The sequence below is a fragment of the Streptomyces sp. NPDC047108 genome, assembly GCF_040643575.1.
Classification (GTDB): domain Bacteria; phylum Actinomycetota; class Actinomycetes; order Streptomycetales; family Streptomycetaceae; genus Streptomyces.
Genome location: NZ_JBEYUP010000014.1, coordinates 75,282 through 87,538, shown reverse-complemented (window position 1 = coordinate 87,538; position 12,257 = coordinate 75,282). Strand labels below are relative to the sequence as shown.

Annotated in this window: 9 protein-coding genes; 6 read left to right on the top strand and 3 right to left on the bottom strand. The window is 72.2% G+C overall.

Annotated elements, in window-relative coordinates:
• Positions 1–130: 130 nt before the first annotated feature.
• The 6 genes from ABZ822_RS24125 (at position 131) to ABZ822_RS24100 (ending at position 7,328) form a co-directional block, all read left to right on the top strand.
• A complete protein-coding gene (locus ABZ822_RS24125) occupies positions 131–559 on the top strand; it encodes an HIT domain-containing protein (RefSeq protein WP_360857865.1) in 429 nt (142 codons plus the stop codon).
• Positions 560–685: 126 nt separating this feature from the next.
• Entirely contained in the window at positions 686–2,044 is a 1,359-nt protein-coding gene (locus ABZ822_RS24120) for a phosphoribosyltransferase (RefSeq protein WP_360858054.1), read from the top strand.
• Positions 2,045–2,061: 17 nt separating this feature from the next.
• On the top strand, positions 2,062–2,331 hold the full coding sequence (locus ABZ822_RS24115; RefSeq protein WP_360857862.1) for a DUF1876 domain-containing protein: 270 nt from the start codon (positions 2,062–2,064) through the stop codon (positions 2,329–2,331).
• Positions 2,332–2,529: 198 nt separating this feature from the next.
• Positions 2,530–4,269 carry a DNA polymerase/3'-5' exonuclease PolX gene (gene polX / locus ABZ822_RS24110; protein ID WP_360857859.1) on the top strand — a complete coding sequence of 580 codons (1,740 nt, stop codon included), beginning with the start codon at positions 2,530–2,532 and terminating at the stop codon, positions 4,267–4,269.
• Between the two features lie 38 nt (positions 4,270–4,307).
• Positions 4,308–5,456, top strand: a complete 1,149-nt coding sequence (locus ABZ822_RS24105) for a hypothetical protein (RefSeq protein WP_360857856.1) — start codon at positions 4,308–4,310, stop codon at positions 5,454–5,456.
• Between the two features lie 480 nt (positions 5,457–5,936).
• The gene (locus ABZ822_RS24100; RefSeq protein WP_360857853.1) at positions 5,937–7,328 is read left to right on the top strand and encodes an NADP-dependent succinic semialdehyde dehydrogenase; all 1,392 of its coding nucleotides are present in this window, start codon (positions 5,937–5,939) and stop codon (positions 7,326–7,328) included.
• An 81-nt stretch (positions 7,329–7,409) separates the two neighbouring features.
• Here the strand turns inward: ABZ822_RS24100 and ABZ822_RS24095 are convergent, their stop codons facing one another.
• The 3 genes from ABZ822_RS24095 to ABZ822_RS24085 all read right to left on the bottom strand — a co-directional run bounded on the left by ABZ822_RS24095 (position 7,410) and on the right by ABZ822_RS24085 (position 12,161).
• The gene (locus ABZ822_RS24095) at positions 7,410–8,366 is read right to left on the bottom strand and encodes a DUF1996 domain-containing protein (protein ID WP_360857851.1); all 957 of its coding nucleotides are present in this window, start codon (positions 8,364–8,366) and stop codon (positions 7,410–7,412) included.
• 16 nt (positions 8,367–8,382) lie between these two features.
• Positions 8,383–9,870 carry a glycoside hydrolase family 16 protein gene (locus ABZ822_RS24090; protein WP_360857848.1) on the bottom strand — a complete coding sequence of 496 codons (1,488 nt, stop codon included), beginning with the start codon at positions 9,868–9,870 and terminating at the stop codon, positions 8,383–8,385.
• 197 nt (positions 9,871–10,067) lie between these two features.
• The gene (locus tag ABZ822_RS24085) at positions 10,068–12,161 is read right to left on the bottom strand and encodes a SpoIIE family protein phosphatase (protein ID WP_360857845.1); all 2,094 of its coding nucleotides are present in this window, start codon (positions 12,159–12,161) and stop codon (positions 10,068–10,070) included.
• Positions 12,162–12,257: the final 96 nt, after the last annotated feature.

The window sequence follows — 12,257 nt, the reverse complement described above, 5'->3', positions numbered from 1 at the left end:
GTCCGTCCTGCGAGCGGAGCCGGACGGGGGTCCGCGGGCAGCTCCCGGCGGGGGTGGCGCGGGGCGAGGCGGGGCGGAGCCTGCCGCCGGATAGTTGACTGGAGGGAACGCGGACGGAGGGGAGTGCGGAGTGGGTACACGCGCGGCGGACTGCCGCTTCTGCGCGATCGTCGCCGGGGAGGTCCCGGCCCACCGGGTCCTCGACGACGACACGGCGGTCGCGTTCCTCGACACCCGGCCGCTCTTCCCGGGCCATGTCCTGGTGGTGCCGCGGCGGCACGTGGAGACGCTCACCGATCTGCCGGAGGCGGACGTGGGGCCGTTCTTCGGCCGGGTCCGGCGGGTCGCGGGCGCCGTGGAGCGGTCGATGGAGGCCGCCGGGTCGTTCGTCGCCGCCAACAACCGGGTCAGCCAGTCCGTACCGCACCTCCATGTGCACGTCGTGCCGCGCAACCGGAAGGACGGGCTGCGCGGCTTCTTCTGGCCCCGCACGACGTACGCGGACGAGGAGCAGGCGGCGGAGGTCGCGGCCCGCGTACGCGCGGAGCTCGCGACGTAGAGCGTGCGCCGGTCGGGGGACAGGGATCGGCCGTTTGCATGTTCGGTCGTTTTGGGATGGAGTCGGACTATCAGGGACGTGACCAGTCCTGCGGGTTTCCTCCTCTCCCCGGGCTGGGGGTGCACCATGTTCACCGACCGTGCCGAAGCGGGCCGGATGCTGGCCGCCGAGCTGGATCGCCTCAGGGACGAGAACCCCGTCGTGCTCGGGCTGCCCCGCGGCGGAGTCCCCGTGGCGTACGAGGTCGCCCGCGCTCTCGGCGCCCCGCTGGACGTCATCCTGGTCCGCAAGCTCGGCGTCCCCTCCCACCGTGAACTGGGGTTCGGCGCCATAGGCGAGGGCGGCGTGCGGATCGTGCACGAGCACATCGCCGCGCTGAGCCGGGCCGACGACAGCGCGCTCGCCGCCGTCGAACACGCCGAGGAGACGGAACTCCGGCGCCAGGCCGAGCGGTTCCGCCGCGGCCGTGACCGTCTGCCGCTGGACGGCCGCACCGCCGTCGTGATCGACGACGGCATCGCGACCGGGGCGACCGCGTCCGTGGCCTGCCGCGTGGCGCGCGCCCAGGGGGCGGAACAGGTCGTCCTGGCCGTACCGGTCGCGCCGCCCGACGCGGCGGACCACCTGCGCGCCGCCGTCGACGAACTGGTGTGCCTGTCCACGCCCGCGGCCTTCTTCGCCGTGGGGGAGTGGTACGAGGACTTCTCCCAGACCTCCGACGACGAGGTGGTCGAACTCCTGGACCGGCGGGCCGCGGATCTCGGGACCCGGGGCGCGGACCGGTCCGGCGCCGCGCCGCCTCCGGCGTCCGGGGAGGTCGAGATCCCCGTGCCGTCGGACCGCGTCGCCCTGCCCGGCGACCTCGTCCTGCCGCCGGGCGCCGGCGGGATCGTGGTCTTCGCGCACGGCAGCGGCAGCAGCCGCCACAGCCCGCGCAACCGCGCCGTCGCCGCCGCCCTCACCGAGGCGGGACTCGGCACCCTCCTCTTCGACCTGCTCACGCCGGAGGAGGAGCGGGACCGGGCGAACGTCTTCGACATCGAGACCCTGGCCCGCCGCCTCACCGAGGCGACCCGCATGGTGCGTCGGGAGTACGGGCTCCCGATCGGTTACTTCGGGGCGAGCACGGGCGCGGCCGCCGCCCTCTGGGCCGCCGCGGACGACGCCGCGACGGGCGCCGCGGCTCCCGGCTCCGCCGTTCCGCACGAGCCCGTCTTCGCGGTCGTCTCCCGGGGCGGCAGGCCGGATCTCGCCGAGCAGCGCCTCGACGCCGTACGGGCGCCCACCCTGCTGATCGTCGGCGGCCGGGACGAGACCGTCGTCGACCTCAACCGCCAGGCCCGTGCCCGGCTGACGTGCGAGTGCCGGCTCGAGGTCGTCCCCGGGGCGACGCATCTCTTCGAGGAGCCCGGCGCGCTGGAGACCGTCTGCGAGCTCGCCCGGGACTGGTTCCTGCCCCATGCCAAGGCGCATGCTGGACAGTGACGCTGGAGGTGAAAGCCATGGAAACCACGGTCGGATGGCATGTCGACATGGAGTTCCGTGAGGTCGACAACAAGACCGAGGCCGCCGCCCTGCTCAGGCTCCAGGACGGTACGGAGATCCGGGCGCACGGGCGCGCCAACAAGCACCCGGACGACCCGGACCAGCCACGGGTCGGCGAGGAGATCGCGGCCGCCCGGGCCCTCAACGACCTGGCGCGCCAGCTGCTCGCCAAGGCCGGTGTGGAGATCGAGGAGGTCACGCACCTCCGCGCGCATCTCGCCATGTGAGGCTCGGTCTGCGGGGTGAGGGGATCGGTCAGGTGTGGCCGGACGGCCGGGCGAGGCACGGCCCGCCGGGCGATGTCGGTCGGCCGGACGATGTCGTCGGCCGGGCGTGACTCGGTCCGCCCGGCCAGGCACGGTGCGGGACCTCCCGGGCCCGTCGCCGCGGAGGCCCGCGGCGCGGGCCCGAACTAAAATGACCGTGTGGTCCGGCCCAACGAGGACGTCGAGGCCCTGCTGCAGGAGTACGCGGACCTCGTCCTGATCACCGGCGGAGACGCGTTCAAGGCACGCGCCTACGAGAAGGCCGCGCGGGCCATCGGCGGCTATCACGCCGATGTCTCCACGCTCGACGCCGACGGACTGCGCGAGATCCCCAGCGTCGGCAAGTCCATCGCCGAGAAGGTCCTCGAGTACCTGCGCACCGGGCGGATGCCCTCCGTCGACGAGGTGCGCTCCAAGATCCCCGCGGGCGTGCGCGAGCTGATCAGCATCCCCACGCTCGGCCCCAAGAAGGCCATGACCCTCTACGAGGACCTGCACATCTCCTCCGTGCCCGAACTGCTGGACGCCATCCACGAGGAGCGCCTGCGCGACCTCAAGGGCTTCGGCCCGCGGACCGAGGAGAACATCCTCCACGGCATCGGGCTCATGCAGGCCGCCGGCGACCGGGTGCCGATCAACGTGGCCATGGAGGTCGCCGAGGAGATCGTCGCCCGGATGTCGGCGATCAGCGGGTGCGAGAACTGCCGTTACGCGGGCTCGCTCCGCCGGATGCGGGAGTCCATCGGCGATGTGGACATCCTGGTCGCGGCCGACCGCTCGGAGCCGTTCATGGACGCCTTCACCGCACTCGACGGGATCTCCGAGGTGATCGCGCACGGCGCGAAGAAGACGTCCGTCCGCACCGCCAAGGGGCTCCAGGTCGACCTGCGGGTCGTGCCGCCCGACTCCTGGGGCGCCGGCCTGCAGTACTTCACCGGCTCGAAGGCGCACAACATCCGCACCCGCGAGATGGCCGTCCACCACAAGCTCAAGCTCTCCGAGTACGGCCTGTTCCACGCCAAGAGCGGCAAGAAGATCGTGTCCGAGACCGAGGAGGAGGTCTACGCCCGGCTCGGTCTGCCCTGGATCCCGCCGACGCTGCGTGAGGACCGCGGCGAGGTCGCGGCCGGGCTGAGGGGCGAGCTGCCCGATCTGCTGACCGAGGCCGACATCCGCGGCGACCTGCACACCCACACCAGTCTCACGGACGGCCTCGCGACGCTGGAGGAGATGATCGAGGAGGCGGCCCGGCGCGGTCTGCGCTATCTCGCGATCACCGACCACGCCCCCAACCTCTACATGCAGCGCATGACCGACGAGAAGATCATCGCCCAGCGCGAGCGGGTGCGCGAACTCGACGGAAAACACCGGAAGATGCGGCTGCTGCACGGCACCGAGCTGAACATCGACCCGGACGGGAACGTCGACTGGCCCGCGGAGTTCCTGGAGGGTTTCGACCTCTGCGTGGCGTCCGTGCACTCGCACTTCAACCAGGACCGGACCGCCCTGACCCGGCGCCTGGTCACCGCCTGCGAGAACCCGGAGGTCAACATCATCGGCCATCCGACCACGCGGAAGATCGGCAGACGGCCCGGGCTGGACATCGACCACGACGCGGTGTTCGCCGCGGCCGCCCGCACCGGGACGGCCCTGGAGATCAACTCCCACCCCGACCGCCTCGACCTGTCCGACGAGCACATCCTGCGCGCCAGGCGGCACGGTGTGAAGTTCGCCGTGAACACCGACGCCCACGCCCCGCTCCACCTCTCCTACCTGCGATACGGGGTGGGCACCGCGCAGCGCGGCTGGCTCACGGCCGAGGACGTGATCAACACCTGGCCGCTGGACCGGCTTCGGAGGTTTCTCCGTAAGCGCGGCACATCGGGCAGTTCGGCCTAACCTGGAAATACTCACCGTCCCCGAGCCAGGGGGAGATCATGGAACTTGGTTTTCTCAAGCCGCTCTTCGACCGTCCGGGCCCCTGGGCCTCGGTGTACATCGACACCACACGCGGTACGGAGGACGCGCCCGCACAGCAACGCCTGCGTGAGCGCGCCGTCGCCAACCGCCTGATCGACGAGGGCGCCGACGCGTACACCACCAGGGCCCTGATGTTGACACTCGCCGAGGAGCCGGTCTCCGGCACACCGCCCGGGCGCGCGCTCTTCGCCGCCGGCGCCGAGGTCGTCCTCGACATCCCGCTCGTGAGGGCACCGCTCGTCGGCGAGGCGGCCTGGTCGACGCTTCCGCACACCTCGCCGCTCGTCGGCCTGGTCGACGCCCTGCCGCCCTGCGTGATCGCGTACATCGACCGCACCGGGGCCGATCTGGAGATCCGTGACTCCCTCCGCCGCGTGCCCGTGGGGCGCGCCGAGGGCCGCGAGTGGCGGTCGCACCGCAGCGTCCCCGAGGACCGGTACGAGTGGCACTACCGGAACAAGACCGAGAACATCTGGCAGGAGAATGCCGAGCTGATCGCCGCCGAGCTGACCCGCCGCCGGCCGGAGATCGGGGCCGAGGCGCTGGTGCTGGTCGGGGACGCGCGGGAGCGCAGGGCCGTGTACGCCCAACTCCCCGAACCGATGCGGGCGATGACCGTCGAGGCCGAGCGCGGCAACCGGTCCTCCGCCCACGACGACCAGCTCGAACGGCGGATCACCGAGGTGCGCACGGAACAGGCGCGCGGCCGCCTGGAGAGCGCACTCGAACGCTTCCGCGTCGGACGGGGCCGCCCCGGGGACCACCGCTCCGGACCCTCCGGAGCGGTCGACACCGGGCCCGGCGGGGCCGCCGAGGGCGTACCGGCGCTCGTGGACGCCGCCCGCAGCCACCAGGTGGAGACGATGCTGATGGCCGAGGCGGCCTCCGACGCGGCGCGCGACGTATGGATCGGACCGGGCCCGGACCAGATCGCCGTCCAGCGCTCCGAGGCCCATGCGATGGGGGTCGCCCGGCCCGAGCGGGCCCGGGCGGACGACGCGCTGATGCGGTCCGCCGCGGGGGCCGACGCGAACGTCCTGCTGGTGCCCCAGGGCATGCGGGGACCGTCCGGCGGACTCGGCGCGGTGCTGCGCTGGAGCTTCTGACCAGGCGGGGCGGACGCCGTACGGCCACCGTCCCGGTGCACCGCGCCCGGGCCGGCGCACCGCGCCTGCGTCGCCGGACGGCGTGGCGCGGCAAGCGTCGGGCCCGCGCCGCTGAGAGGTCGGTCCCGCATTCCGCCGCGCCTGCGCCGCCCGCCGGGCCGACCCCTGGCTCCGGCCGCGCCCGCCGCCCCGTCCGGCACCGCGTGACGCGGTGCGCCCCGACCGGTCCGGGCGGGCGCCTCCCCCGGACGGACTCGCCCGCGGGTGTGTCACTGCAGCCCCCTCCGTCACAGAAGAGGACCGCCGTCCCCAACGGGTGCGGTGCCCGTCGAAGGGCCTCCACGCCCCCGCCGACTGCGGAAGCGGAACTTCCGGGGCGGGAGTAGAAACGGAGGAGCGGGTCACCCGCGAGTTGACACCCCGATGTCGCGCACGGCTGCCGTACGTGGCTTCCCCGACGCCACCCGAGGAGGGATCCCCGTGCCGATCGCGACCGTCAACCCCACCACGGGGGAAACGCTCAAGACCTTCGACGCCCTCGGCAGCGAGGAGATCGAGGTCCGGCTGGACCGCGCGCACCGCGCCTTCCGGGAGCACCGCCTGACGTCGTTCGCCCGGCGGGCCGAGCTGATGCACCGCGCGGCCGACCTCCTGGAGGCCGACCAGGACGACATCGCGCGCACCATGACCCTGGAGATGGGCAAGCCCCTGAAGGCGGCGCGCGCCGAGGCCGCCAAGTGCGTGAAGGCGATGCGCTGGTACGCGGAGCACGCCGAGGAAGAGCTCGCCGACGTGCACCCGAGGGACGCCGACGCGAAGGACTCCGGCGCCTCCCGGGTCGTGGTACGCCACCGCCCCCTCGGCCCCGTCCTCGCCGTCATGCCCTGGAACTTCCCGCTCTGGCAGGTCGTACGGTTCGCAGCGCCCGCTCTGATGGCCGGGAACACCGGGCTCCTCAAGCACGCATCGAACGTCCCTCAGACCGCGCTCTACCTCGAGGACCTGTTCCACCGGGCCGGCTACCCCGAGGGCTGCTTCCAGACCCTGCTCATCGGCTCCGACGCGGTCGCCGACATCGTGCGCGACCCGCGCGTCGTCGCCGCCACGCTCACCGGGAGCGAGCCCGCGGGCCGAGCCGTCGCCTCGATCGCCGGTGACGTCATCAAGAAGACCGTCCTGGAGCTCGGCGGCAGCGACCCGTACGTGGTGCTGCCCTCGGCCGACCTCGACCGCGCCGTACCCGTCGGGGTCACGGCCCGGGTCCAGAACAACGGGCAGTCGTGCATCGCCGCCAAGCGCTTCATCGTGCACGACGCCGTCTACGACACCTTCGTCTCCCGCTTCGTGCAGGCCATGTCCGCGCTGACCGTCGGCGACCCGATGGAGGAGTCCACCGACGTGGGCCCGCTCTCCAGCGAGCAGGGCCGGCGCTCCCTGGAGGAGCTGGTGGACGACGCGCGCGGGCGCGGCGCGACCGTGCTGTGCGGCGGGGACCGGCCCGAGGAGCAGCCCTCGGGATGGTTCTACGAGCCCACGGTCCTGGCCGACATCACCCCCGACATGCGCATCCACTACGAGGAGGCGTTCGGGCCCGTCGCCACGCTCTACCGGGTCGCGGACCTGGACGAGGCGCTGGAGGTCGCCAACGACACCCCGTTCGGCCTGAGTTCCAACGTCTGGACGCAGGACCCTGACGAACAGGAGCGCTGCGCACGGGACATGGAGGCCGGCGGCGTCTACTTCAACGGCATGACCGCCTCGCACCCCGGCTACCCCTTCGGGGGCGAGAAGCGGTCGGGCTACGGGCGGGAGCTGGCCGGGCACGGCATCCGCGAGTTCTGCAACGCGACGACGATCTGGTACGGCGTCTGACGTTCCGTGGGGACGGCCGGCGCCTCCACGTCCCCCTCCCGCGGGAGTCAGGGGACGCGGAGGCGCCGGGACCGGGCAGGGTCACTGCTCGATCGGACGGCCGTCCGTTCCGCAGATGTAGCCGCCGTTGATGCAGGTGGTGACGCGCTGCTTCAACTCGCTCTCGTCCCAGGCGTTGAAGAAGTCGCCGTGGAAGGTGTAGCCGGGAGCGTCGGTGACGTTCGTGCCGTTGCGGGTGCCCGCGAGGCCGAGCCCGTCGCCGTGGACGGGATAGGTGATGAGCAGTTCGAGGCGTGGCACGACCACCGGGTGCGTGGACGGGCACGTCCCGCCCGTCGCGTACGCCATGTGGTCGCGGTGGTTGTCGCTGTCCAGCCGCTTCCCGTCCCAGCAGGTCGGGAAGTCCAGGTAGTTCTCCAGCTTGGTGCCGGCCGGGCAGTTCATGAAGTCCCGGCTCGACTCGGGCCGGCCGACGCAGGACCAGCGGGCCGCCGGATTCTGGTCGGGGTTCGTGGCCAGGGCGTTGCCGACGACGTAGCGCAGTCCGCGGGGATGCGCGACGGCGCGCGTGGGCTCGGTGATGCCCTGGTAGTACACGGTGACCTTCTCGGGGGCCACCGGGGCGCCGTTCTGGTAGAGGGTCGGTGTCCAGTACGAGGACAGGTCGACCTGGGGTGAGCAGTTGGTGGTGCCAGCGCTCAGCGACTCCAGCGTGGACGAGGCGTTCGCGGTCCTGTTCCCGTAGAACTCGTGGACATGGGACCGGCCGGCCTGCCCGGGGAAGACGATCGGGTCGTCGCCCTTGCGGTGGCTGGAGGAGCATTCGGCGCGGAACTCGGATCCGCGGACGGGTGCGGCCGCCTGTTCCGTGATCGCGGCCGTCTGGGCCTGGGTGAACCGGTAGGCGTGCGCGGCGTGTTGCTGCTTCTGCCGGTGCTCATGGTGCCGCTCGGGCGCGCCGGAGGGGCTGCTGCTGCCGGTACAGGCCGTGGTCAGGAGGACGAGTGCGGCGGCGGTGGCCGCCAGGATCCGTCGCATGAGGGTGCCTCCCCGGTCACGCGTAAGGGATGCGGACGGTGGACTGGTTGCCGGTGCCGAGGGTGCTGGCGCCGTTGCCGATGGCGTTCCAGACCTCGACCCGGACCCTGCCGTTCACCAGGTCGCCGTGCGATCCGGTGGACGCCTTGAGGCCCTTGTCCTGGGTGTAGTGCTCGTAACCGGTGACGGGATCGGTGGCGAAGTACTGGTAGGTCTCGGTCCTGTCCCAGCTGCCGTCGCCCGTGCGGTCGTAACTCACCCGCACCTGCTGGCCGTTGGCCACCGAGGTTCCGGCGTCGACGAAGAGATCGAACGCCGTGGACCCGCCGGTGTGCTTCTTGGTGATCCCGGAGGCCGTGAAGGTCTGCGGGTTGTGCGGGGCGCCGTCGTGGTTGGCGCCGCCCGCGGACGCGAGGGTGGCCGTGGTGGCCGAGCCGGCGGCGGCGCCGAGCTCGCCGCCGGCCCGGAGACTGAGGGTGGAGGAGTCGCCGCCGGGAGGATCGGTGGGCGGATCCGTCGGGGTGCTGCCGCCGCCCCGGGTCCAGACGGCGACGTAGTCGACGAGCATCGGATGACCGGGCACCGTGTCGGCGGTCGGGGTCTTCCCGGCGAGGGCGTCGGGGAACGCCCCGCCGACGGCCACGTTGAGGAGCAGGAAGTAGCCCGCGTGGTCGGTCATCTGCGCCCAGGTCGAGGCGCCGACCTGGTCCGCGTTCACGGAGTGGAAGAGCTGGTCGTCGACGTACCAGCGCAGCTCGTTCGGGGTCGTGGTCCTGTCCCACTCGAAGCGGTACCGGTGGAAGGCGGACTGGCAGCTCGACCCGGGGCAGACCTCCTTGTCGCCGAGACCGCTGGTCTCGTTGCACGGGCCGCCCGGGTTGACGCCGCAATGCAGCACGCCCCACACCGAGTTGATCCCGTTGACGTTCTCCATGATGTCGAACTCGCCGATGCCCGGCCAGTTCCAGTAGTTGCCGCGGTAGGGCGAGCCCAGCGCCCAGAACGCGGGCCAGTAGCCGAGCGCCGCGTCACCGGTGACGTTCGGCATCTGGATGCGGCCCTCGATGCGCAGCGTGCCGCCCGCCGGAGCCTTGAAGTCGCCCCGGTGCGTCTCGATGCGGGAGGAGGTCCAGTTGCCCGCGCCGTCGCGGAGCGGGGTGATGCGCAGATTGCCGGAGCCGTCGAGGCTCACGTTGTCGGGGGAGTCCGTGTAGTTCTGGACCTCGCCGGTGCCCCAGGTCGCGGGGCCTCCGGGGTACGAATGGCCGGTGTCGATCTGCCAGTTGGCGGACGAGGGCAGGGAGCGGGCGGGACCGGTGAAGTCGTCGCTCCACTGGAGGTCCCAGCCGGGTGCGGACGGTACGTCGCCCCGTGCGGGCGGCGCGGTGACGGCCGTGGTGAGCCCGGCGAGTGCGAGGGCTGCGGCGGACAGAGCGGCCAGGACGGCTCTGCGCTTGCGACGCGGCGGATTCGGCTCCGCCGCGGTGAGGCTGCTCGTGCTCATGGGGGAGTGCCTCCTGAGAGGGGGAGGAGAGAGGGTATGAGAGCGCTCTCAAGAGATGGTTTAAGTGAAGGCGTCCTGGGCGTCAATGACTTGAGCACGTCAATCTTCTGAATGCAGACTGCACCGATGGCGCGGCACCGCTCCGAGGCGGTCGTACGGGGGTGGCCGGCGCGGACCGGGCGGCGTGGCCGGTGGCGTCAGCCGGGCTTGACCTCGGCGACGAGCAGGGCGACGTCGTCGTGCCCGTCGGGGTCGCGCAGGGAGTGGAGCAGCAGGTCGCAGGTCCGCTCCAGTGATCGCCGCGGTCCGCTGAGCATCCGCAGCAGGGCCTTGAGCCGGTCGTCGATCGGCTCGTCCCGGGTCTCGACCAGGCCGTCCGTGTAGAGCACGAGCCGGCTGCCGGGGGCGAGGTCGAAATCGGCCGTGGAGAACGGGACGTCCCCGACGCCCAGCGGCACCCCGGTCGGGATGTCCAGCAGATGCGCCTTGCCGTCCGGGTCGACCAGGATCGGCGGCAGGTGCCCCGCATTGGATATCCGGCAGCGGGTCGTCCGTGGGTCGCAGCTCACGTAGACACAGGTCGCGAAGGTCTGCTCGAGGCCGGTGGCGACCTCGTCGAGATGGCTGAGAACCGCCGCCGGTTCGAGGTCGAGCGCGGTCAGCGTACGGGTCGCCGTACGGAGCTGACCCATCGTCGCCGCGGCCGTGATGCCGCTGCCCATCACGTCCCCGACGACCAGCGCCGTCTTGTCGCCCGAGAGCGGCAGCACGTCGAACCAGTCGCCGCCGACCTCGTGCGTGGACCCGGCGGGCTGGTAGCGGTAGGCGATCTCCAGGCCAGGCTGGACGGGTGGGCGCCGGGGGAGCAGGCTGCGCTGCAGGGCCAGCACGGTGCGGCGCTCGCTGCGGTACAGCCGCGCGTTGTCGATGCTGATGGCCGCGCGCGCGGCCAGTTCGGAGGCGAGGAGCTGGTCGTCCTCGTCGAACGGCGCCTGGGTTCTGGCGCGTATGAGACTCAGCGTGCCGATGACGGCGCCGCGGGCCGTGAGCGGAACCCCGAGGTAGGAGTGCGCGCCGGCGCGGGCGAGCAGCGCGGCGGAGTAGTCGTCCCGGGCGACGCGGCGCAGGGACTCGTCGTCCAGGTGCGGAACGAGGATCGGCTGACCGGAGTTGACGACCTGGGTGATGAGGCGGTCGGGGTCGTAGCGCGCGACATTGCCCGCGGGGTCCGGCGCGCGCGAGGCCTCCGTGCGGTAGGCGGCCTTCACCGCGAGCGCGCGGAAGACGGCCGGGCCGCTGCCGTTGGAGACCGGGGGTCCGCTCTGCCGCTCGTCGATGATGGCGTCGAGCACGTCCACCGCGGCCAGGTCGGCGAGGTCGGGCACGACGATGTCGGCGAGTTCGCGGGCGGTGTGCGGGAGGTCGAGCGTGGTGCCGATGCGGACGCCCGCGTCGGCGATCATGGCGAGCCGCTGGCGGGCCCGGGTCATCTCGGTGGTGGCCAGATGGCGCTCGGTGACGTCGATCACGGAGATCGCGATGCCGAGGACCTTGCCCCCGGTGTCCTCGAGCCGGAAGTACGACACCGACCACGCGTGGTCCTGGGCCGGGTCCCCGGGGGCGCGGCCGACCGCGTACTGGTCCAGCAGGGGGGTGCCGGTGGCCAGGACCTGGCGGGAGGCGGACTCGATGGCGTCGACGTCGAGATACGGCATCGCCTCGGCCACGCGCTTGCCGAGATGCTGGGCGGCCGGAAGGGCGTTGATGCGCTCCAGCGCGGGGTTGACCAGGACGTAGCGCAGGTCCGTGTCGAGCACGGCGAGCCCGATCGGGGACTGGGAGATCAGCCGCATGGACAGCGCGACATCGGTCTCGACCGTCTGCAGGGCCTCACGATCGGTGGCGATGCCCAGCGCGTAGACGTTCCGCTGCTGGTCCTGCATCCGCATGTTCCGGAACTCGAACATGCGGAGGCTGCCGTCCTTGACCCGGACCGGGAAGCCTCCCGACCAGCTCGCCCCGCCCAGCACTTGCTGGAACAGCTCGACGACGAGGGGTACGTGCTGCGGGTCCACCAGGAGCTTGGCCGCCGAGCGGCCCAGAGCCTCGTCCGCGGTGTAACCGAAGAGCTGCTCGGCGGCCGGGCTCCACAGCGCGATCCGGCCGGAGGAGTCCAGAACGACGGCGGCGATGCCCAGGACGTCGAGAAGTCCCCCGGGAGTCGACGGCTCCGGGGCACCAAGCGGCGCGATCCGGCGGAGGTCCTCCCTCCGGGGATCGGTCTGTCTCATCCGGGGCACCTCTCTCGGTTGCCCATGCAGCGCGGCACTGCATCCATGGTCCCTTGGATGAGCGTTCAGCGCAGTCGAACGTACCGGATTCCTTTC

Coding starts and splice junctions, on each gene's coding strand:
- ABZ822_RS24115 (WP_360857862.1), top strand. CDS start 2,062: ATGGAAACCACGGTCGGATGGCATGTCGACATGGAGTTCCGTGAGGTC.
- ABZ822_RS24105 (WP_360857856.1), top strand. CDS start 4,308: ATGGAACTTGGTTTTCTCAAGCCGCTCTTCGACCGTCCGGGCCCCTGG.
- ABZ822_RS24085 (WP_360857845.1), bottom strand. CDS start 12,161: ATGAGACAGACCGATCCCCGGAGGGAGGACCTCCGCCGGATCGCGCCG.
- ABZ822_RS24090 (WP_360857848.1), bottom strand. CDS start 9,870: ATGAGCACGAGCAGCCTCACCGCGGCGGAGCCGAATCCGCCGCGTCGC.
- ABZ822_RS24120 (WP_360858054.1), top strand. CDS start 686: ATGTTCACCGACCGTGCCGAAGCGGGCCGGATGCTGGCCGCCGAGCTG.
- ABZ822_RS24095 (WP_360857851.1), bottom strand. CDS start 8,366: ATGCGACGGATCCTGGCGGCCACCGCCGCCGCACTCGTCCTCCTGACC.